Annotated in this window: 19 protein-coding genes; 8 read left to right on the top strand and 11 right to left on the bottom strand. The window is 65.0% G+C overall.

The genetic code is table 11. The features are described from left to right. Positions 1–2 precede the first annotated feature (2 nt). Positions 3–995: a porphobilinogen synthase gene (gene hemB, locus ACOOE2_RS01145; RefSeq protein WP_420381194.1), complete on the bottom strand. Its 993-nt coding sequence runs from the start codon at positions 993–995 to the stop codon at positions 3–5. A gap of 42 nt (positions 996–1037) precedes the next feature. Then, complete coding sequence (locus tag ACOOE2_RS01140; RefSeq protein WP_420381193.1) at positions 1038–2624, bottom strand: M23 family metallopeptidase; 1587 nt, start codon at positions 2622–2624, stop codon at positions 1038–1040. A gap of 103 nt (positions 2625–2727) precedes the next feature. Here ACOOE2_RS01140 and ACOOE2_RS01135 point away from each other — a divergent pair, with 103 nt between their 5' ends. After that, positions 2728–3774: a DUF3667 domain-containing protein gene (locus ACOOE2_RS01135; RefSeq protein WP_420381192.1), complete on the top strand. Its 1047-nt coding sequence runs from the start codon at positions 2728–2730 to the stop codon at positions 3772–3774. A gap of 59 nt (positions 3775–3833) precedes the next feature. Here the strand turns inward: ACOOE2_RS01135 and ftsH are convergent, their stop codons facing one another. The 6 genes from ftsH to ACOOE2_RS01105 form a co-directional block, all read right to left on the bottom strand. Beyond that, entirely contained in the window at positions 3834–5783 is a 1950-nt protein-coding gene (gene ftsH, locus ACOOE2_RS01130; RefSeq protein ID WP_420381191.1) for an ATP-dependent zinc metalloprotease FtsH, read from the bottom strand. A 137-nt stretch (positions 5784–5920) separates the two neighbouring features. Next, positions 5921–6802 (bottom strand): tRNA lysidine(34) synthetase TilS, encoded by an 882-nt coding sequence (gene tilS, locus ACOOE2_RS01125; protein WP_420384534.1) that lies wholly within the window; start codon positions 6800–6802, stop codon positions 5921–5923. 70 nt (positions 6803–6872) lie between these two features. After that, on the bottom strand, positions 6873–7835 hold the full coding sequence (locus ACOOE2_RS01120; protein ID WP_420381190.1) for a hypothetical protein: 963 nt from the start codon (positions 7833–7835) through the stop codon (positions 6873–6875). A gap of 100 nt (positions 7836–7935) precedes the next feature. Beyond that, the gene (locus ACOOE2_RS01115; protein WP_420381189.1) at positions 7936–8922 is read right to left on the bottom strand and encodes a helix-turn-helix domain-containing protein; all 987 of its coding nucleotides are present in this window, start codon (positions 8920–8922) and stop codon (positions 7936–7938) included. Between the two features lie 217 nt (positions 8923–9139). After that, positions 9140–11419, bottom strand: a complete 2280-nt coding sequence (gene ptsP / locus ACOOE2_RS01110) for a phosphoenolpyruvate--protein phosphotransferase (protein WP_420381188.1) — start codon at positions 11417–11419, stop codon at positions 9140–9142. 526 nt (positions 11420–11945) lie between these two features. Then, positions 11946–12104 carry a YdcH family protein gene (locus ACOOE2_RS01105; protein WP_420381187.1) on the bottom strand — a complete coding sequence of 53 codons (159 nt, stop codon included), beginning with the start codon at positions 12102–12104 and terminating at the stop codon, positions 11946–11948. 295 nt (positions 12105–12399) lie between these two features. Here ACOOE2_RS01105 and ACOOE2_RS01100 point away from each other — a divergent pair, with 295 nt between their 5' ends. The 6 genes from ACOOE2_RS01100 to ACOOE2_RS01075 all read left to right on the top strand — a co-directional run bounded on the left by ACOOE2_RS01100 (position 12400) and on the right by ACOOE2_RS01075 (position 17328). Beyond that, entirely contained in the window at positions 12400–12597 is a 198-nt protein-coding gene (locus tag ACOOE2_RS01100) for a YdcH family protein (protein ID WP_420381186.1), read from the top strand. A 92-nt stretch (positions 12598–12689) separates the two neighbouring features. Further along, a complete protein-coding gene (locus tag ACOOE2_RS01095) occupies positions 12690–13166 on the top strand; it encodes a DUF1465 family protein (protein WP_420381185.1) in 477 nt (158 codons plus the stop codon). A gap of 45 nt (positions 13167–13211) precedes the next feature. After that, positions 13212–14177: an MBL fold metallo-hydrolase gene (locus ACOOE2_RS01090; protein ID WP_420381184.1), complete on the top strand. Its 966-nt coding sequence runs from the start codon at positions 13212–13214 to the stop codon at positions 14175–14177. Positions 14178–14210: 33 nt separating this feature from the next. Further along, positions 14211–15197, top strand: coding sequence for a quinolinate synthase NadA (gene nadA / locus ACOOE2_RS01085; protein WP_420381183.1), 987 nt, complete (start codon positions 14211–14213; stop codon positions 15195–15197). A 138-nt stretch (positions 15198–15335) separates the two neighbouring features. Next, complete coding sequence (locus ACOOE2_RS01080; protein ID WP_420381182.1) at positions 15336–16454, top strand: alkene reductase; 1119 nt, start codon at positions 15336–15338, stop codon at positions 16452–16454. 4 nt (positions 16455–16458) lie between these two features. After that, complete coding sequence (locus tag ACOOE2_RS01075) at positions 16459–17328, top strand: HpcH/HpaI aldolase/citrate lyase family protein (protein WP_420381181.1); 870 nt, start codon at positions 16459–16461, stop codon at positions 17326–17328. A 34-nt stretch (positions 17329–17362) separates the two neighbouring features. On the opposite strand, the gene ACOOE2_RS01070 is transcribed toward ACOOE2_RS01075, so the two are convergent. Together ACOOE2_RS01070 and lipB are read right to left on the bottom strand one after the other, a co-directional pair. Continuing rightward, a complete protein-coding gene (locus ACOOE2_RS01070; RefSeq protein ID WP_420381180.1) occupies positions 17363–17662 on the bottom strand; it encodes a hypothetical protein in 300 nt (99 codons plus the stop codon). Further along, entirely contained in the window at positions 17662–18357 is a 696-nt protein-coding gene (lipB, locus tag ACOOE2_RS01065; RefSeq protein ID WP_420381179.1) for a lipoyl(octanoyl) transferase LipB, read from the bottom strand. Before lipB ends, ACOOE2_RS01070 begins: the two co-directional genes overlap by 1 nt. Before the next feature lie 147 nt (positions 18358–18504). Here lipB and ACOOE2_RS01060 point away from each other — a divergent pair, with 147 nt between their 5' ends. Further along, positions 18505–19314 (top strand): hypothetical protein, encoded by an 810-nt coding sequence (locus ACOOE2_RS01060; protein ID WP_420381178.1) that lies wholly within the window; start codon positions 18505–18507, stop codon positions 19312–19314. Here ACOOE2_RS01060 and ACOOE2_RS01055 read toward each other — a convergent pair. Beyond that, entirely contained in the window at positions 19292–19948 is a 657-nt protein-coding gene (locus ACOOE2_RS01055) for a class I SAM-dependent methyltransferase (RefSeq protein ID WP_420381177.1), read from the bottom strand. The genes ACOOE2_RS01060 and ACOOE2_RS01055 overlap by 23 nt on opposite strands. Between the last annotated feature and the right edge of the window lie 26 nt (positions 19949–19974).

Here is a 19974-nt window from a genome sequence, read left to right as displayed (position 1 = left end):
GGTCAGGCGCCGAGCAACCGCGCGGCGTGGAGCGCGTGGTAGGTCAGCACGCCCGAGCAGCCGGCGCGTTTGAACGCGGTCAGCGTTTCGAGCACCATCGCATCACGATCCGCAGCGCCGGCGGCCACTGCCGCCTCGATCAGGGCGTATTCGCCACTGACCTGGTAGGCAAAGACGGGCACGCCGAACGCCTGCTTCACGCGGTAGATGATATCGAGATAGGGCAATCCGGGCTTGACCATCACGCTGTCCGCGCCCTCGTTCAGATCGAGTTCCACTTCGCGCAGCGCTTCCTCGGCATTGCCCGGGTCCATCTGATAGGTTTTCTTGTCGCCTTTCAGCAAACCCCGGCTGCCCACCGCATCGCGAAACGGACCGTAGAAGGCAGAGGCGTATTTCGCCGCGTAGGACATGATCTGGACATGGATATGCCCCGAATCCTCGAGCGCGGTGCGGATTGCAGCGACGCGGCCGTCCATCATGTCGGATGGCGCAATGATATCCGCGCCCGCTGCGGCCTGGTTCAGCGCCTGCCCAACGAGCACTTCGACCGTGTCATCATTCACCACATAGCCGTGATCGTCGATCAACCCGTCCTGGCCGTGGCTGGTATAGGGATCGAGCGCGACATCGGTCAGCACGCCGATATCGCTGCCACAGGCGTCCTTGATCGCGCGGATCGCGCGGCACATCAGGTTATCGGGATTGAGCGCTTCGCCGCCATCATGCGTGCGCCGCTCTGGCTGCGTATTGGGAAACAGCGCCAGCGCAGGAATGCCCGCCGCGACCGCCAGCCTGGCCTGATCGACAATGCGATCGACCGACCAGCGCGATACGCCGGGCAACGCAGCCACCGGCACTTCGCAATCGTGCCCTTCGGTCACGAACAGCGGCCAGATCATGTCGGCAGGGGTGATTTCGACTTCGCGGTGGAGCGCACGGCTCCATGGCAAGGCGCGGGTGCGGCGCAGGCGCAGATGCGGATAGCTGGTCATGGGCGAAGTCATATCGCCCCCGGCGCTCGCGCAAAAGGGTTTTCAACCGCGGGCCGGTGTACCGAGCCGGGGCAACGCCAGATATTCGTTCATTTTCGCGCGAAACGACGCCAGTTCCCCGGGATCGACCTGGCTGTGATGCGGGACGAACCGCATCGACAGCGGATCGACCGGCTGACCATTGCGGTACAATTCGTAATGCAGGTGGGGCCCGGTCGCGAGCCCTGTCGCACCGACATAGCCGATCACTTGCCCGCGCGACACATGCTGGCCCATGGCCACCGCGATGCGGCTCATATGGCCATATGCGGTGTCGGTGCCCCCGCCATGCGTCAGGCGCACATAATTGCCGTGCCCGCCGTGCCACCCGGCATAGATCACCGCGCCATCAGTCACCGCAAAGATCGGCGTGCCATAGGGCGCGCCAAAATCGACCCCGGCGTGCAGGCGTACATACCCCAGGATGGGATGCCGGCGGTATCCGAACCACGAGGTGATATTGCCCGCAACCGGCGCCGCGAGCAAGCCTGATCCCGAACCCTGATCCGCTGAACCCGCGAACGCTTCGGGCGTGAAGAAATTGCCGTCCTTGCCCCACCGCATCACCCGCAACAGCGGTTTGCCCTCGCGCAGCACGCCGGCGTACAGCAATTCGCCATCCTGCCCCGATCCGCCCCTGGTGCCGTCGATCGCCTGTTTGTGCGACACCACCAGCTCGAACTGGTCGGTCGGCGCGATCGCTTCGAACGGCAGATACTGGTCGATCGCCTGAAGATAGGCCTGCACCGTTTCGGGCGCGGCACCGGCGGCGCGGGCCGAGCGATACAGGCTGGACCCGGCCGCTGCGACCAGATGTACCGGCGTAGTATCGACCGGAATGTCGTGTTTGATCAGCGTGAGCCCGCCGCCCTGTCGCACGATCGAGGCATCGAGATCATAGCGTGGCCTGAAAGTCAGCGACTGCAACGGCCGCGCCTCACCCACGGAAGCGCGGGGGCCGAGCGTGATGGCAAAGCGTGTGCCCGGTACGGGTGGCCCAAGCGGCGTGACCATGGCCTTGACCGCATCGGCATCGCCGGTGGTCAGGCCGATGCGTTGCAGCATGTGCGCCAGGTCATCGTTTTCGCCCAGCACGGCATCCAGCGCGATCGTTGCGCGTTCCGGCACCGAATCGAGCCGCACGACTTTGTTTGTTGCGGCAAAATGTCGCCCTGTCGCACCGCCGGTGATGAGGGGGGCAATGGCTTGCGCGTGAAACTCGGATCGCTCGCTATCGCCGGGCAGCGGCAGCGGCGACGCTTCGAATGGCGTCAGGCGGGGCATGCATGCAAGCGCCAGCGTCGCCAGCGCGATCAGGCGGGCAAGCCCGGCAAACCAATTCCGGCTGCCGATGGTGTCGCGCAGGTCCACCGCCAGCGATTGCCCGGCAAAGCGCGTTTCGATCCGGCGGCACCAGCGATCCCATATCCGCGCCAGCGGATGCGGCCAATCGCGCAAGGACGCCGGCAGCAGCGCCGGCCGCACGTCTGCATGCGACAGCGCACTGCGCCGCGTGCCGGCCTGCCCCGGCAGCGCGCGGCCAAATCCGCGCGGTTCGAACTGTGCGGTATCGGAGCCGATAAAGCTCATGCGCGTCGTCTTTCCGTTATACAGCCAGCACGGTATGATCCCTCTCACGCGCAGGGTTAACAGCGCGTAAAATCGCACCTGCTTTGCAGGTTTGGGGGCAATCATGAGCATATCCGAACTGGCCGGAGAACAGGGCGGATCCGCAAAGAACGTCCATTTGCCGGATAGCGCCACCGATCCGACAATGCCGGACGATGGCCACACGCACGAAACCGCGTGTTTGAACTGCGGAACGCCGCTGGTCGGCCCGTTCTGCACCGAGTGTGGCCAGGCGGCGCATGCTCACCGCACGCTGGCGGCGTTTTTTCACGACCTGCTCCACGGTGTGTTGCATTTCGAAAGCAGCATCTGGCACACGCTGCCGCTGCTGGTCGCGCGACCCGGTGCGCTGACGCGGCGGTATATCAACGGCCAACGCACCCGGTTCATCTCGCCGCTCGCACTATTCCTGTTCTGCGTGTTTCTGCTCTACGCCTCGATCCAGCTGACCGTGCAAGGCACCCCGCCCGAACCGCAACGCAGCAGTGTCAGCCAGACCACGCAATTGCAGCAGGTGGAGGCGCAGATCAGCAAATTGCAGGACGAGCGTCGCGCCGAGGTGGCCCACCATGACGACACCCATGACACAGACGTCGGTATCGCCAGATTGCAAAGCGTCTTGAGTTCGATTCGGCACGGCATCAGTCCCGAGGGGCAGTCCGCGACCATAACCGGGATGCCGACCGGTCTTGCCTTTGTTGACCGCGTGATCGCCAGCGTCAGGGAAAATCCCGAGCTCGTCCGCTACAAAGTCGAAAGCCACGCCTACAAGTACAGCTGGCTGCTAATACCGATCTCGGTCCCGTTCGTGTGGCTGATGTTTCCATTCGACCGCCGTTTTCCGATCTACGACCACACCGTGTTCGTAACGTATTCGATCAGCTTCATGACATTGCTCAGCGTCATTATGCTGATAGCGGACAGGCTGCGATTTGCGTCGTTCGATTGGCTGATCGCGGCGGTGGTGCCAGTTCATATGTACCGGCAGCTACGCGGCGCTTACCAATGTTCGTGGCCCGGCGCGGTCCTGCGCACGTTCGGTCTGCTGGTTGCGGCAGCCATTGCCCTGGGGATATTTACTCTGGCGATTGTGGCGCAAAGCACCGATTAGGAGGCTGCCGCAGAAAGTAACGGGATCAAAGGGTAATAACCCTTTGCCGCCGGAGGCCCTCAGGCCCCCAAAGGTTGCGGCGACGTGCCGGTATCCCGGCCGATAAACCGGCGTCCTGCCCGGGGCACCGACACGATTTGCGGCAAAGGCGGACGCGAGGTGTCGGTTGTCAGGTCGGGGCGGTCGAGCTTGCCGTTTTCGATCAGCGACTTGATTTCCTCGCCGGTCAGCGTTTCGTACTCGAGCATGGCTTGCGCGAGCAGGTGCAGCTTGTCGGCGTGTTCGGTCAGGATCGTGGTCGCGCGGGCGTGGGCATCGTCTACCAGGTGGCGGATTTCGCTGTCGATCAGCTTGGCGGTTTCGTCAGAGATCATCGTGCGTTGTGACGAGCCCATGCCGAGGTAACCTTCCTGGCTTTCTTCATAGAGCAGCGGCCCCAGCTTGTCGGACATGCCCCAGCGCATGACCATGTTGCGGGCAAGGCCGGTGGCGTACTGGATGTCCGACGACGCGCCCGACGAGACCTTGCCGTAGCCGAAGATGATTTCCTCGGCGACGCGGCCGCCCATGCTGACCGACAGGTTGGCCAGCATCTTGTCGCGGTGGTAGGAATAGCTGTCTCGCTCGGGCAGGCGCATGACCATGCCGAGCGCTCGTCCGCGCGGAATGATCGTGGCCTTGTGGATCGGATCGCTGGCCAGTTCGTTGACCGAGACGATGGCGTGGCCGGCCTCGTGATAGGCGGTCATTTTCTTTTCGTCTTCGGTCATGACCATGGACCGGCGCTCGGCGCCCATCATGACCTTGTCCTTCGCGTCTTCGAATTCCTGCATCGCGACGAGGCGCTTGTTGCGGCGAGCGGCGAGCAGTGCTGCTTCGTTGACGAGGTTTGCGAGGTCTGCACCCGAAAAGCCGGGGGTGCCGCGCGCGATCACGCGCGGATTGACGTCGGGGGCGAGCGGCACCTTTTTCATGTGCACGCCCAGGATCTTTTCGCGGCCTTCGATATCGGGGATCGGCACCACGACCTGGCGGTCGAAGCGGCCGGGACGCAGCAGTGCGGGATCAAGCACATCGGGACGGTTGGTCGCGGCGATGATGATGATGCCTTCGTTGGCTTCAAAACCGTCCATTTCGACCAGCAGCTGGTTGAGCGTCTGTTCGCGCTCGTCGTTCGAATTGCCCAGACCATGGCCGCGATGGCGACCGACCGCGTCGATTTCGTCGATAAAGACGATGCAAGGCGCGTTTTTCTTGGCCTGTTCGAACATGTCGCGCACACGGCTGGCACCGACGCCGACGAACATTTCGACGAAATCGGAGCCCGAGATGGTGAAGAACGGCACGCCGGCTTCGCCCGCGATGGCACGAGCAAGCAGGGTCTTGCCGGTGCCGGGGCTGCCCACAAGCAACGCGCCCTTGGGGATCTGACCCCCGAGCTTGGAAAAGCGTGTGGGATCGCGAAGGAATTCGACGATTTCCTGCAGTTCTTCGCGCGCTTCGTCGATGCCGGCGACGTCATCGAACGTGACGCGGCCCGACCGTTCGGTCAGCAGCTTGGCCTTGGACTTGCCAAAGCCCATCGCGCCCGAACCACCGCCCTTTTGCATCTGGCGCATGGCAAAGAAGATCATGCCCAGGATCAGCAGGAACGGCAGCGAATTGGCGAGGATATACAACAGGACATTGGGCTCTTCGGCCGCCTTGCCTGCGTAACGCACGCCCTTTTCCTGCAACAGGCGCGTCAGATCGGCATCACCGGGGACAGGAACGGTCTGGAACTGCTGTTCGTTTTTCAGCGTGCCGGTAATCTTGTCGGTGCCGATCTGCACTTCGCGAACGTCGCCTGCAACGACATGCGCGCGGAAATCGGAATAGCCGATCACGGTGCCGGCGGTTTCGCTGCGGGCGCTGAACATCGACACCACCAGCAACAGCGCGAGAAAGATCCCGCCGTATACCAGGAGGTTCTTGATCCAGGGGTTACCCTGTGGCTGGTCTTCGTTCATTGCCTGTCGCTTCCTGCCGGCCAGAATCATGCTGGCGCTGTCGTGCTACCACTTCGATACCACAATGTAGGATGACGTGGGTGAATGGCAATATAACCGCGCACCCGAATTTGCGCGGGTCCTGCGCATTTTTTCGTTCACAGTGAACGGTGCGGCGGCGCAAGCGTAAATCGCCATGGCTTTGCCCGCCCGTCGCCGCGAACGCCGCCAAGCGTGGCGACGTCCCCCGCCGCCAGCCTGTCATGCCACCGCGCAAGATCGCGGCCGCGCGGGGTGCTGCCGCCAAGGCGCGCAATCACCCGTTCCAGCACCCTGAGCGCCAGGGCGCGGGGCAGGTCCGGTTCAAGCGCCAGGCCCCCGTCAGCCTCGCCGATGGGCACGGCGGCGGCCGCCCAATCGAGCGCGACATCCGCCTCCGCCAGATGCCCTGTGCTGGCGGCGAGGCCCTGCCGGTCGAGCCAGGGGGCACCGGCCAGGTGCGTGCGCAGCCGCGCGCGTTCGAAACGGATATCGCGGTTCGACGGATCATCGATCGCGACCAAGCCGGCATAATCAACCACGTCTGCAAGCGACGCGCGGGCCCAGCCCAGCAGCGGGCGCAGCAGCGGCAGCGTGTCGCCCGGCAGCAGCGTGTCGCCCGGCACTTGGGCGATCGGGCGCATCGCGGCCAGGCCGCGCAGGCCCGCGCCCCGGTTGAGCCGCATGATCAGCGTTTCGGCCTGGTCATCGGCGTGATGCGCGGTGACCAGCGCCGCCAGTCCGGTGGCGCGGCACCAGTGCGCGAGCGCCTGATACCGCGCGTCGCGCGCGCGTTCCTGCATGGCCGATCCCCGATCCATCGCGATCGACAACGTGGTGTGGGCGATACCGAGTTCGCCACAGATACCGGCAACATGGGTGGCTTCGGCCGCACTTTCGGGGCGCAGACCGTGGTCGACCGTGGCAACGGCAAACCCGCCATCGGGCAGCGCCGCGTGCGCCAGGATCAGCAGCGCCAGACTGTCGGGCCCACCCGACACTGCCAAGCCGACGGGCAGGCAGGCGGGCCAGAGCCGCGCCCAATCCGCCCGAAATCTCAGTGCGTTGCGGTCAATTGCACGTCACCGTCTTGGTTACCGCGGTGTACTGGCCTTTCAGCCGGCCAGCCGATTCGCCCGGATACGTCTGATGAAATTCGCCCAACGCGATACACGCGCGCTTGGTGTCCTTCAGCCGGGTCATCGCCACGGCCAGGTACAGCAGGCTGTCGGGCGCGCGATCGCCGGTCTTGTCCGCGCGGTAGTTCTGCGCAAACCACTGCGCCGCTGCACCCGGCTTGTTGTCGTCAAGATAAGCGCGGCCCAGCAGGTTGCGCGCATAACTGATGCGCTTGTGGCTGGCATACTGCTTTACGAAATCGAGCAGCACGGCCTCGGCCTCGGCATAAAACTTCGCCTCCCACAGCCGGTATCCGTACATATACGCGTCTTCGCCCTTGTCATCGGACGAAGGCCGGTTGATCGCGGCGACCGCGGCCGCGCGATCCCCCGCAACGGGCGTGGACGGTGCAACCGCGCCATCATTCGCCGAATGGCGGCCCGGCTTGGCCGAAGGGGGCGTATCATCGACGGGAGCGGCAACCGGCGGCTGCGCCACAGGCGCCGCAGCAGCGCTGGCCTGTGTCGTTTCAACCGCGCCGACGCGGCTTTCCAGCTTGCCCAGCCGGTTCTGCGTGTCTTCGCCGCTCGCTGTCAGCGCTTTCATCTGCGCCTCGACCGCGTCCATCCGCGACAGGACATCGGCCAGCGCACCGGCATTGCCCGTGGGTACAGCGGTTGTCACCGTGGCCTCGCCCGGCGCGATTTCGGGGGCAAAGGTCTTGCCTGCGCCATCGGGAAACACTTTGCGCTGCAGCGCGCGCATCTGGCCCTCGATCCGGCGCAAGCGCGCTTCGGTCGTCTCGGTGCCGTCGGCTTGCGCATGCGCCGCAACCGGCACCAGCGCGGGCACAGTCAAGGCGATCAGGACCAGCGGCATCAGGCGCGTCGACCAGGTCGTGGATCGGCAAATCATCAATGGTCCCCGCAAAAACAGGTCGCCGGCGCAAAGCCAAGCAACGCCTTGATGCGTAGGCGCGCAAAGCGCCCACGCCAATCGCCTATTGCCCGAATACCTATTGTGGTGCCGCCGGGGCTGGTACGGCAGTGGGCACCGCCGTCGTCGGCGGTGCAAGATCGACCGAATTGTGATCAACCGGCGACTCGCGCAGCCGTCCGTGTGCCATATGCGTTGCAGGATGCGCCGCGGATTGGGTCGCGCCCGCCACCGGCGCAGCCGCGCCCGGCGTCATCGTCGGCGTGGCGCCGGCAGCCGGCACCGGCTGCCCCCGCGCCAGCAGCGCCTGCGCAGTGACAGGCACATCGCGCACGATCACCTGCTTGTCGGATATCGGTGCAACCGCCCGGCCGCCGACAGTAACGGTCAGTGCATCCGGACGGCCGGTCCACAGCTTCGGCTCGAACGCATCGGCGGGTACGGTGTATGCCTCGCCCATGGCGAGCTGCTTCTGCAACAGCTGTTGCCCATGGCCGTCGTAGAACTTGACCCAGATGGCATTCTCTTTGGCGGTGAACACCACCGGGCCCCCGGCGACCGCGGCCGGTGCAACCGCCGGCGCGCCGGCCGCAGCGGGCGTGGCGGCGGGCTGATCGGGCTGGGCCAGCGAGGGCAGTGCCGCATCGGGCGAATAATAGCTGCGCCAGAATACCGCGCCTGCGGCCAGCACCGCAACGACCAGGCCCAGAGCGACCCATGTCACCAGCCGCGACGGCGTCTTGGCTGGATCGTCGACATCGAACTGGTGCACCATGCGCGGTGCCGCGCGCGGCACGCCCGCGTCCATTTCCTGACGCGCCAATTCGGCCAGTTCGGCGCCATCCAGCCCGACGGCACGCGCGTAATTGCGGACGAAGCCCAGGACGTAAGGCCGGCCCGGCAACGCCGCAAGATCGCCACGATCGAGCGCCAGGACATGGCGGATGGTAATGCGGGTGCGCGCGGCAATATCGGTCGTGGTCAACCCCTGCGCTTCCCGCGCGGTGCGCAAGCGCGCGCTCGCAGTTGGCGGCACCGCCGGGATGCCGGCCATGGTCTCGTTCATCGCTTGCTGGTCGTTCCCACGATCATCATCGCCATCCCGGGGCACCACCTCGCGCGCGTCATCCATTGCCTTTGTGCAGCCCTTTGCATCGTAAACATTCACGCATCAGGCTTGGTTGCAAACGGAGAAATGTCAACGGGAATCGCGGTCAAATGGCCAGGGTTTGCGGTGCGCGGGTCAAGCCGGTGTCGCGCACGCAGGAAAAACGCCCAATCACTCAATCGCAATCGATACCGTGGTTTGCCGCCCATTCCAGCAGCGCCACGCGCATGCTTGGCGGCGGCTGCGCCAGCCAGCCGTCCATCGCGGTGCGAATGGCGCCCAGATCGACCTGCCCGACCAGCTCCTTGATCGGGCCGACCGATGCCGGCGTGATCGACAGCCGGGTAATGCCCAGGCCCATCAGCGCCAGCGCCTCCAGCCGCCGCCCGCCCATTTCGCCGCATACCGTGGTATCGGTGCCAAACGGTGCGACGGTGCGCACGACACGGCTGAGAAAGCGCATGATCGCGGTCGAAACCCAGTCATAGCGTTCGGCCAGCTTGGGATGGCCCCGGTCGGCGGCAAACAGGAACTGGGTCAGGTCGTTGGTGCCGATCGACAGGAACGACAAACGCGGCGCCAGGATATCGAGATATTCCGCAATCGCCGGCACTTCGAGCATTGCGCCATAGCGGATCGCCTCGGGCAACAGCTTCTTGCGCTTTTTCAGGAATTGCAGCTGGCTTTCGAACACGGCCTTGGCCGCGTCGAATTCCCACGGCTCGGTCACCATCGGGAACATCACGTTCAGCGTGCGCCCGCCTGCCGCCTCGATCAGCGCGCGCGCCTGCACTTTCAGCAAGCCGTCGCGATCGAGCGCAACCCGCAGCGCGCGCCAGCCCATCGCGGGATTTTCCTCCAGCGCGCTGTCGTCCTGCCGCAGGTAGGGCAGCACCTTGTCGCCGCCGATATCGACCGTGCGGAACACCACCGGCCGGTCGCCGGCGGCTTCCAGCACATCGCGGTAAAGCCGCGTCTGCCGTTCGCGCGCGGGCAATGTCGCCGAGACCAGAAACTGGAATTCGGTACGGAACAGCCCGATCCCGTCCGCGCCGGTCAGATTGAGCAGCGGCATGTCATCGCGCAGGCCCGCGTTGATCATCACGGTCACGCGCTGGCCGTCCTTCGACACCGGCACGACATCGCGCATCGCCGCATAATGCGCCAGGCGCTCGCGGTTCTTGGCAAAGCGCGCCTCGAACGCTTCGGCCATGCTCGGCGTCGGGCGCACATCGATCACGCCGCGATCGCCATCGACCAGCAGCTGGTCGCCCTCGCGCAGCTTTCCGCGCAGCCCGTGCAGCCGGCCGATTACCGGAATGCCCATCGCACGCGCCACGATCACGACATGCGCGGTCAGCGATCCTTCCTCGAGGATCACGCCTTTCAGGCGGCGCCGGTCGTATTCGAGCAATTCCGCCGGACCCAGGTTGCGTGCGACCAGGATTGCATCGCCTTTCAGTCCCATGCTGGCCGCGGTGCCCAGTTGCCCCGAGACAATCCGCAGCAGCCGGTTCGACAGGTCCTCCAAATCGTGCATGCGATCGGCGAGCAGCGGATCGTCGATCTGGCGCATGCGCATGCGGGTGCGCTGCTGCACGCGCTCGATCGCGGCCTCTGCGGTCAGGCCCGAATCGATCGCTTCGTTGATGCGCCGGCCCCAGCCCTCGTCATAGGCAAACATCTTGTACGTCTGGAGCACTTCGACATGTTCGCCGGCCGCGCCGAATTCAGCCTGGCTGGCCATGCGGTCGATCTGTTGCCGCATCTTGTCGAACGCAAGATAGACGCGCTGGCGCTCCGCCTCGATATCGTCGGCGACGACCTGTTCGATCGTCACGCGCGGCTGGTGAAACACCGCCGCGCCGCTGGCGATACCTTTCACCAAAGCCATGCCCTGCAACCGCTCGGGCCCGGTCAGATGCGCGCCAGACCCGTGCGTGTCGTCTTCATCGACCAGCCCGGCATTGGCGATCAGTTCGGACAGGACCATGGCCACCGTCTGCAGCGCCTCGATTTCGACTTCTTCGTACCGGCGCGGCTCGACATGCTGCACCGCGACCACGCCGACCGCACGCTGGCGCCTTACGATCGGCACACCCGCAAACGAGTGGAATTTTTCTTCGCCGGTTTCGGGCCGGAATGCGAAATCGGGGTGTGCTGCGGCCTCGGCCAGATTGAGCGATTCGATATTCATCGCGATCGTGCCGACCAGGCCTTCGCCGACCGCCATGCGCGTGACGTGGACCGCCTGCTGGTTCAGCCCGCGCGTCGCATACAGTTCCAGCATGCCTTCGCGCAGCAGATAGATCGAGCACACTTCGCTATCGAGCGTGGCGCCGATCACTTCGACGATCTGGTTGAGTTTTGCCTGCGCACTGCTGCGCGACGCCATTATCTCGTGAAGCGAGTTCAGGATCGCCCTTGCGGCGGCGGCGGCGGTCTGCGGAGGCATTGGCTTGGCCTAACGCAAGGTGTGTTTTTTGCAAGGCAAGAGCGCAGCCTTATCTGGAGCAAGCCAATCCACGCGCACTGTGCCCGAATGCGCGGGTTCGCACTCTGTCCCGCACGTCATGACAACGGGGCAGGCTCCCTACCCGAAACAATGGGCCGGCTCCCTACCCTACCTCCACGTCATCCCGGACTTGATCCGGGATTGTGCTTCTATGTGCGCTGACATGCGTATTGGCGCGCCCTTCCCGATCGCAAGTTACCACCGGGTTTGTCCGGTTTTCCGGGCGTTGCGCACAAGAAAGCACAATCCCGGATCAAGTCCGGGATGACGTGGGCTGGTGGATCGGGGCTGGGGGATCGTGGCTGGGGGATCGTGGGATTGGGGTTGAGGGTGGGGTAGCGTGCGGCGTTATATATGCTGGGCGTAACTGCCTGCAGGTCAGCTTTGCGCAGTCCCCGGCCCCGGCCCAATGGGGGGCGGGGCCGAAACCGGGAACCGGAACGCGCAAATCGTTCCCTGAATCACATCAATGCGGCTGGCTCAGCTCTTCCTTGATCCTGAACTTGCGCAGTTTGAGGTCCTTAAGAAGAATACCGTCGGGGGAAGGCCGGGCCATTTCCTCGGAAATTCGTCGTTCGAGGCCGGCGTGTTTGGTTTGCAACGCGCTGAAGTGTGAGGATTCCATCCAATACCTCCTTCATGCCAGGGCTTGTCATCGGGACGACATGTCCCGCTGCAAAAAGCCGTGGGAATGATCCTTTTCGGCCGATGCCGAAAGGGCTGTTGGCGCATCCGCTGTCGCGACTCGGTTCGGTGAAAAAGCCGCGGCAAGGGGTGCGTTGTCATGGTCCCACAATCGCCGTATCTTGCAAGCATCATCGCGTCGGTACGCATTGTTTGCGAGCCAGGTCGAAAGGGCTTGGCAAGCATGGCTCGACCTGACCTATGACGCATTCGATTCAGCAGGAGTTGCGGGCAGAGTGACCGAAGACGAAATGCGCAAACGGCTGACCGGGCTGCGCCTGGAACACCGTGATCTGGATGCCGCGATCGATGCCCTGACGATGGCCGGCGCCGGCGACCAGCTCCAGATCGCGCGCCTGAAAAAGCGCAAATTGCGGCTGAAGGACCAGATCAGCCTGATCGAGGACCACCTGATTCCCGATATCATCGCCTGACGCCCCGCACCGTTTCAATCCGACACAGTTTCGCCGCCCGGTGAAGAAACGACCGGTTGAGCCCCTACGCGGCACACCGCTATGCGTGTGGCATGACGTCATTGCCCAGCATCAATTCGCGTATCGTCGAAGCCCTGTACATCGAGGCGCTCGTCCTGGCCGATGCCGCGCGCGCGCGGTTTGACGAATTGCGCGAAACCGCCGGGGTCGTGCAGCCGGGTTGCGATACAGAAGCCGACAGCATCGAGCTGACATGCGAAGCGCTGCGCACTACCACCCGCGTGATGCATTGCCTGGCCTGGCTGCTCAACCACCGCGCCTGGTTCGCCGGCCAGCTCAACGCCAGCCAGCTGCGCCGCCACGGTCGCCTGATCACGCACTTTCCCGCCAGCGATGCGGCGATCGTCGCGCGCCTGCCTGAAGACCTGGGCGCGCTCGTGCATGAAAGCGAGCGGCTGTACGAACGGATCCAGCGGCTCGAACAAGCCTGGCGCAACGAAATCACGCCCGTGCCCGGCGCGATCGAACGGCTGCGCGACCGGCTGGCGCTGGCCCAATTGCGCGCGTGACCTGAAAAAGTTGCGCCGCGCAACCGCAGTGCCCATCTAGGGGGCATGACCCAAGCGATTCCCCTGGGCGACCTGCCCGGCGAAACCCTGGCCGATCCGGCCACCTGGCCCACCGGGCGGTCGGTGCTGCTCGAACCGCTGGTGCGCCGCGTGCTCGCGCCCAATCCGTCGGCCTATACCTATACCGGCACGCAGACCTATCTGGTCGGCGCAGGCACGAATGTTGCAGTGATCGACCCGGGCCCGGCCGGGGGCGGGGAAAGCGGGCACGCCGACACGAACGGCGATGGCCATGTCGAGGCCATTATGGCCGCCATCGGCAATGCGAAACTGGCCGCAATCGTGTGCACGCACACCCACCGCGACCACAGCCCCGCCAGCCGCGCCCTGCAGGCCGCGACCGGCGCGCCGATCATCGGCTGCGCCGCGCTCTCCTTTGTGGATGACGGGCCGCGTTCCGATGCGGCGTTCGACCCCGACTACCGCCCCGATCGCGTGCTGGCCGATGGCGAACGCCTGACCGGCGATGGCTGGACTATCGCGGCGGTGGCAACGCCGGGGCACACCAGCAACCACCTGTGTTATGCCCTCGTCGAGAGCGGGGCGCTGTTTACCGGCGATCACGTGATGGGCTGGTCGACCAGCGTCGTCTCGCCGCCCGATGGCGACATGGCGGCCTATATGGCCAGCCTGATGCTGCTGCAGGACCGCGAAGACCGCGTCTATTACCCCGCGCACGGGCCGCAGATCGACAATCCGCGCCAGCTGGTGCGCGGCATGATCGGCCATCGCCGCCAGCGCGAGCGCCAGATCGTCACGCGCCTGACAGACGCGGCGAGCACGATCCCCGATCTCGTCGCCGCGATGTACAAAGGGCTCGATCCGCGTCTTGTCGGCGCGGCCGGGCGCTCGGTGCTGGCGCATCTGATCGATCTGCAACAGCAGGGCCGCGTGATCGCACACGGTGACCTGTGGCAAGTTACGGTTGCCGAGCCCGGTGTCTCGGCCTAATTCGCGCCAAATTGCCCCAAAGGATTTGATGCCATGACGGTCATGACTCCCTCGCTTACAGGGCTCGATTTGCGCGCCGAAATCGATCGGCTGCGCAAGGATCGCAACGCCGTGATCCTGGCGCATTATTACCAGCGCCCGGAAATCCAGGATCTGGCCGACTATATCGGGGATTCGCTTGAACTGTCGCGCAAGGCGGCCGCGACCGACGCGTCGGTCATCGCGTTTTGCGGCGTGCGCTTCATGGCCGAAACCGCCAAGATCCTCGCGCCCGACAAGACCGTGATCCTGCCCGACATGGATGCCGGATGCAGCCTGGAAGATTCGTGCCCGCCCGACAAGTTCCGCGCCTTTCGCGAAGCGCATCCCGATCACATCGCGCTGACCTACATCAACTGCTCGACCGAAGTGAAGGCGCTGTCCGACGTGATCGTGACCAGCAGCAGCGCCGAGACGATCCTGGCCAAAATCCCGCCCGAGCAGAAGATCATCTTTGGCCCCGACCGCCATCTGGGCGGCTATCTCAATCGCAAGTTCGGGCGGGACATGCTGCTATGGCCGGGCGTGTGCATCGTGCACGAGGCGTTCAGCGAAACCGAGCTGATCAAGCTGAAGGCGCTGCACCCCGGCGCGCCGGTTGCCGCCCATCCCGAATGCCCGCCGCATATCCTCGATCACGCGGATTACGTGGGGTCGACCACCGGCATCCTGAACTATGCCAAAGCCGCCACCGCGCAGACGCTGATCATCGCGACCGAACCGCACATCATCCACCAGATGGAACTGGCCATGCCGGGCAAGACGTTCATCGGCGCACCCGGTGCCGACGGCAATTGCAACTGCAACATCTGCCCGTACATGGCGCTGAACACGCTTGAAAAACTGTACCTGGCGCTGCGCGACCTGACCCCGGTGATCGAGATCGAGGAAACGATGCGGCTGGCGGCAAAGAAAAGCCTCGATGCGATGCTCGACATGGCGTCGGGCACCGTGGGCCTTGGCGACCTGGGCGCGCGCTGAGCCAAGCCGCGATTTGCTGCGGCGCAGTATTTCTAGCAGGCGGGCGGTTGTCAGGGCCTGCGGGCATCCCTAAATAGGTTGCATATCGAAACTCCTGTCGCGTCCCCGCGCGACTTTCCAAAAAGAGGCCTGCCCCCGATGTCCGAAAACCCCGCGCACGACAGCCTGTTTCAACCCATCCAGCTTGGCGCGATCGCTGCGCCCAACCGGATCGTCATGGCGCCGCTGACTCGCGGCCGGGCCACCGACGATCATGTGCCGACGGCAATCATGGTGGAATACTACCGCCAGCGCGCCACAGCCGGCCTGATCATCACCGAGGCGACCGGGATCAGCCAGGAAGGCTTGGGCTGGCCCAACGCGCCCGGCCTGTGGACCGCAGCGCAGACCGAAGCATGGAAGCCGGTGACTGCGGCCGTCCACGCCGCCGGCGGACGGATCATCGCCCAATTGTGGCATATGGGCCGGATCGTGCATCCCGATTTCCTGGGCGGCGAACCCCCGGTATCGGCTTCTGCCACGACCGCGCCGGGACAGGCGCATACCGCCCGCGGCAAGCAGGATTATGTCGCCGCCCGCGCACTGCCGCTCGACGAATTCCCGCGCCTGCTCGACGATTACGAACGCGCCGCGCGCAATGCCAAGGCGGCCGGGTTCGACGGCGTGCAGCTTCACGCGGCAAACGGCTATCTCATCGACCAGTTTTTGCGCGACAGCACCAATCTGCGCGACGACACGTATGGCGGGTCGGTGGAAAACCGTACGCGCCTCTTGCGCGAAGCGACCGAGCGACTGATCTCGGTCTGGGGCGCGGACCGTGTGTCGGTACGCCTGTCGCCCAATGGCGATTCGCAAGGTACCGATGACAGCGATCCCGCTTCGATTTTCGGCGAAGCAGCCAAAGTGCTGCAGGCGCTGAACATCGGCTTCCTCGAACTGCGCCAGCCGGGCCCGGACGGCACATTCGGCCAGACCGACGTGCCACAGCAGGACGGTCTGATCCGCTCGATCTTTACCGGGCCGCTGGTGCTGAACAGCGATTACACCCCGGACGATGCCGCAGCGGATTTCGCGGCCGGCCGTGCCGACGCGATCAGTTTCGGCCGCCCGTTCATTTCCAACCCCGATCTGGTCGAACGCATCCGGGTGGGTGCAACACTGGCGCCCAACACCAATGTGCCGCAATCGTGGTACTTCCCCGGAGAGGCGGGTTATACCGACTATCCGACCCTGGCCGAAACGAAGGCTCTGGCCTGACACCATGCAGGCGCCGCGTTCCTGGCTGTTCATTCCCGCCGACAGCGATCGCAAGCTCGCCAAGGCGCGGGACACCGGTGCGCATGCGCTGATCCTCGATCTGGAAGATGCGGTTACCGCCGATCGCAAGCCGGCGGGCCGTGCCATGGCTTGCGATTGGCTGCGCGCGCCGGCAACGGCCGACCAGCCGGTGTGGGTGCGGATCAACGCGACCGATACCCCGTGGTGGCGCGATGATCTGGCCGCGATCGTCGCTGCCGCGCCGGCGGGCGTGATGGTGCCAAAGGCGGGCGGGCCGGATGACATCGCGCAGATCAGCGCGCTGATCGATGATCTGGAACGGGCGCACGGCCTGGCGCCCGGCCAGATCCGCCTGCTGCCGCTGGTCAGCGAAACCGCGCGCGCAGCGATCACTATCCCCGATTATGCCCGTGCCGCGTTGCCCCGGTTGGCGGGTCTGACCTGGGGCGCCGAAGACCTTGGCGCCGCGCTTGGCGTTACGCGCCGGCGCACGGTCGGCGGCGCCTGGACCGATGCCTTTCGCCTGGTCCGCGCGCAGACCTTGCTGACCGCGCACGCGCTGGAATGCTGGGCGATCGACACGCTGCATGCCGATTTCCGCGATGAGGCGGGTCTGGCGCAGGCCGCGGCCGAGGCGGCGGCTGACGGATTTACCGGGATGCTGGCCATTCATCCCGCACAAGTCGCGATCATCAATCGCGCCTTTGCCCCCGACGATGCCGCGCTCGCCGAAGCGCGCGCAATCGTCGCGGCGTTTGCCGACAATCCCGGCGTTGGTGCGTTGCAGATCGACGGCCGGATGATCGACCAGCCGCATCTGCGCCAGGCCAGGGCATTGCTCGGTCTTGGTTAACCCTGGAGCGGTCGGCGCCAACGTCCCGATCGCGTCAATCGGTCGGCGTGGCTTTCGGCGCGGGTTTGCCGGCGGCCGGATCGGCGATGTCGGGCGCATCATTGCCATCGGCCGCGTCGCTGGCCTGTTCGCCCATGATGTCGCCGGCGGTCGCATGCTTGCTCTGGTCGGGGTTCAGCAACGGATGCGATTGCGACTGGTCGAGATTGATCATCGCATCGCTGATCGTGCCGGGCAGCACCTGCGCGCCTGCAGCCAGGCCCTTGGGCGGCGTCGCGCTTTTGTCGCATCCGCCAAGCGCCAGCAAGACCGGCATGATCACCAAAAACCGCATTATTCCGTCGTCTCCGGTTCCAGCTGCGCCAGGAATGCCCCCATCCGCGCCAACAACGCCTTGTCCCATGCTTCCGCGCTGACATCCAGCCCCAGCGCGGCCAGGCTGGTCACGCCATAGTCGGCAATGCCGCACGGCACAATTCCACCGAAATGCGACAGATCGGGCGACAGATTGACCGAAAACCCGTGCATCGTCACCCAGCGCCGGATGCGCACGCCGATTGCGCCCACTTTGGCCTCGGCGCCGTCGGGGCCGCGTGTCCAGATACCGATTCGCCCGGGCGCGCGCCACGCCGCGCATCCGAAATCGCCGAGCGTGTCGATCACCCAGCCTTCGACCGCGTGCACAAATCCGCGCACATCGCGCGAGCGGCCGCGCAGATCGAGCATCAGGTATCCGATCCGCTGGCCCGGCCCATGATAGGTGTAACGCCCGCCCCGCCCCGCCTCGACCACATCGAATCGCGCATCGAGCAGGTCTTCGCGCGCGGCGCTGGTGCCCGCGGTGTAAACCGGCGGATGTTCGAGCAGCCACACCAGTTCACGCGTCGCGCCCCCACCCGTACCATTGGCGCCGATCGCGGCGTTGCGTGCGGTCATTTCGGCCAGCGCCTGGCGATAGGGCACGCGCGCCGGCGCGATGCGGATTTCGATATCCGCCGGCCTGTCACCTGTGGGTCGGGCATCGGTCATGACGCAAGCACTTGGCCCCGGCCAAAGCGCCATGCAAGGGGCGTTTGCGAAAACCGGTTTCCTCCGGTCATGCCGATGCACTACAGAGCGCAGGACATGACATTCGCCGGCCCCCGTATCAGGCCCGGTCATCAAGGATTTTGAACTTTGGGTATCCTCGACAGCAGCGCCGCATGGCACAGCGCACGGCGCATGGTCTGGGCCAATCGCGATATGCTGCTGGCGATTGCGGGCGTGTTTTTCCTGCTGCCGATGCTGGGCGCCGCGCTGGCGCTGCCTGTGCCGCAGATTACCCAGGGTATGAGCCAGCAGCAGATGGCCGATGTGCTCACCCGGTTCTATACCGTCTCGGCGCCGATTGCGCTGCCGCTGTCGCTGCCGATGCTGGTCGGATACCTGACGATCCTGGCCGTGTTTCTCGATCGTGATCGCCCGACGGTGGGCACGGCGCTGATGCTGGCGCTGCGGCTGTTCCCCAGTTATCTGGTCACGCAACTGGTCTGCGCGCTGGCGCTGTCGGTGCTGTGGGTGGTGGCCCTGGGCGGGCTGATGGTGATCGTGCCACAGGCCATTGCCGTGGTCATTTCGCTGCTGGTGATGATCTATCCGCTGATTCGCCTGATGTTGATCGGTCCCGAAATGGTTACCCAGCGGCTGCTCAACCCATTTCGCGCAATCGCCGCCGGCATCGCCCGGTCACGTCGGCATGTCATCGGCATGGCGCTGTATTTCGTGCCGGCCGTGGCACTGTTCGTCGTCGTCTACGGCCTGCTGATGATCGTCATCGGTGCCGCGCTCGCCAATGTGAACCAGCCCGAAGTGCAGCGCATGGTCAGCCAGGTGATCGCAGGCATCGTGGTCGCCACCGGCTACACCTATTTCACCGCGATCGTGGCGTCTGCGTATCAGCAGCTAGGCCCGCGGCCACAGGTATTCAATCCTTCCAGCCCCAGCTGATCACGCAAGGGGGCACATTGACCGGCTCGAACCCCTTGTCGATGCGCGGGAAATATTGGGCCAGCAGCGTGCGCGCGCGCGTGGTGTACTGATAGACGCAAAACGCGCCTCCGGTGCGCAGGACATTGCGCGTCGCGGCCATGATCGCGGCGCCGACGCCCGGGGGCAACGTGCTGAACGGCAGGCCCGACAGCACATAATCGGCATGGTCGAAGCCGTGCGCAGCGACGATCGCTTCGACATCGGTGGCCGAGCCATGCACGGCGCTGAACCGCGGATCGCGGATCGTGGCCTGCAGATAGGTGATGAAATCGGGATTGGTGTCGATCACGATCAGCGTGCCGTCGCGGCGCAAGCGGTCGAGCACCGGCTGGCAGAATGTGCCGACCCCGGGGCCGTATTCGACAAACACCGAGCAGTTGTCCCAATCGAGCGGCGCCAGCACGCGGCGGATCGTCCGGCGCGAGGACGGCACGATCGCGCCGACCATCACCGGATTCTTGACGAAGCCCTTGAGGAAATAGACCATCGGCGCCCACACGGTCTTGCCAGGCCCGATTTTCTCGACGAACGCGCGCGCCTTGCGTTTCAGTCGGGCAGGAAGCGCTTCAGCGGCAAATTGAGTCGGCGACATCTGCGGGAGAGACCTTTGGTTCAGCA

The organism is Novosphingobium sp. (assembly GCF_965214355.1).
Taxonomy (GTDB): domain Bacteria; phylum Pseudomonadota; class Alphaproteobacteria; order Sphingomonadales; family Sphingomonadaceae; genus Novosphingobium.
This window is presented reverse-complemented; position numbering and strand designations above follow the sequence as displayed.

What these genes read in the sequence shown, in the direction of transcription:
- ACOOE2_RS01095 (WP_420381185.1), top strand. Translation starts at nt 12,690, where the DNA reads ATGACGTCATTGCCCAGCATCAATTCGCGTATCGTCGAAGCCCTGTAC.
- ptsP (WP_420381188.1), bottom strand. Translation starts at nt 11,419, where the DNA reads ATGCCTCCGCAGACCGCCGCCGCCGCCGCAAGGGCGATCCTGAACTCG.
- ACOOE2_RS01055 (WP_420381177.1), bottom strand. Translation starts at nt 19,948, where the DNA reads ATGTCGCCGACTCAATTTGCCGCTGAAGCGCTTCCTGCCCGACTGAAA.
- ACOOE2_RS01115 (WP_420381189.1), bottom strand. Translation starts at nt 8,922, where the DNA reads ATGAACGAGACCATGGCCGGCATCCCGGCGGTGCCGCCAACTGCGAGC.
- ACOOE2_RS01105 (WP_420381187.1), bottom strand. Translation starts at nt 12,104, where the DNA reads ATGGAATCCTCACACTTCAGCGCGTTGCAAACCAAACACGCCGGCCTC.
- hemB (WP_420381194.1), bottom strand. Translation starts at nt 995, where the DNA reads ATGACCAGCTATCCGCATCTGCGCCTGCGCCGCACCCGCGCCTTGCCA.
- nadA (WP_420381183.1), top strand. Translation starts at nt 14,211, where the DNA reads ATGACGGTCATGACTCCCTCGCTTACAGGGCTCGATTTGCGCGCCGAA.
- ftsH (WP_420381191.1), bottom strand. Translation starts at nt 5,783, where the DNA reads ATGAACGAAGACCAGCCACAGGGTAACCCCTGGATCAAGAACCTCCTG.
- ACOOE2_RS01135 (WP_420381192.1), top strand. Translation starts at nt 2,728, where the DNA reads ATGAGCATATCCGAACTGGCCGGAGAACAGGGCGGATCCGCAAAGAAC.
- ACOOE2_RS01090 (WP_420381184.1), top strand. Translation starts at nt 13,212, where the DNA reads ATGACCCAAGCGATTCCCCTGGGCGACCTGCCCGGCGAAACCCTGGCC.
- lipB (WP_420381179.1), bottom strand. Translation starts at nt 18,357, where the DNA reads ATGACCGATGCCCGACCCACAGGTGACAGGCCGGCGGATATCGAAATC.
- ACOOE2_RS01070 (WP_420381180.1), bottom strand. Translation starts at nt 17,662, where the DNA reads ATGCGGTTTTTGGTGATCATGCCGGTCTTGCTGGCGCTTGGCGGATGC.
- ACOOE2_RS01140 (WP_420381193.1), bottom strand. Translation starts at nt 2,624, where the DNA reads ATGAGCTTTATCGGCTCCGATACCGCACAGTTCGAACCGCGCGGATTT.
- ACOOE2_RS01120 (WP_420381190.1), bottom strand. Translation starts at nt 7,835, where the DNA reads ATGATTTGCCGATCCACGACCTGGTCGACGCGCCTGATGCCGCTGGTC.
- ACOOE2_RS01080 (WP_420381182.1), top strand. Translation starts at nt 15,336, where the DNA reads ATGTCCGAAAACCCCGCGCACGACAGCCTGTTTCAACCCATCCAGCTT.
- ACOOE2_RS01075 (WP_420381181.1), top strand. Translation starts at nt 16,459, where the DNA reads ATGCAGGCGCCGCGTTCCTGGCTGTTCATTCCCGCCGACAGCGATCGC.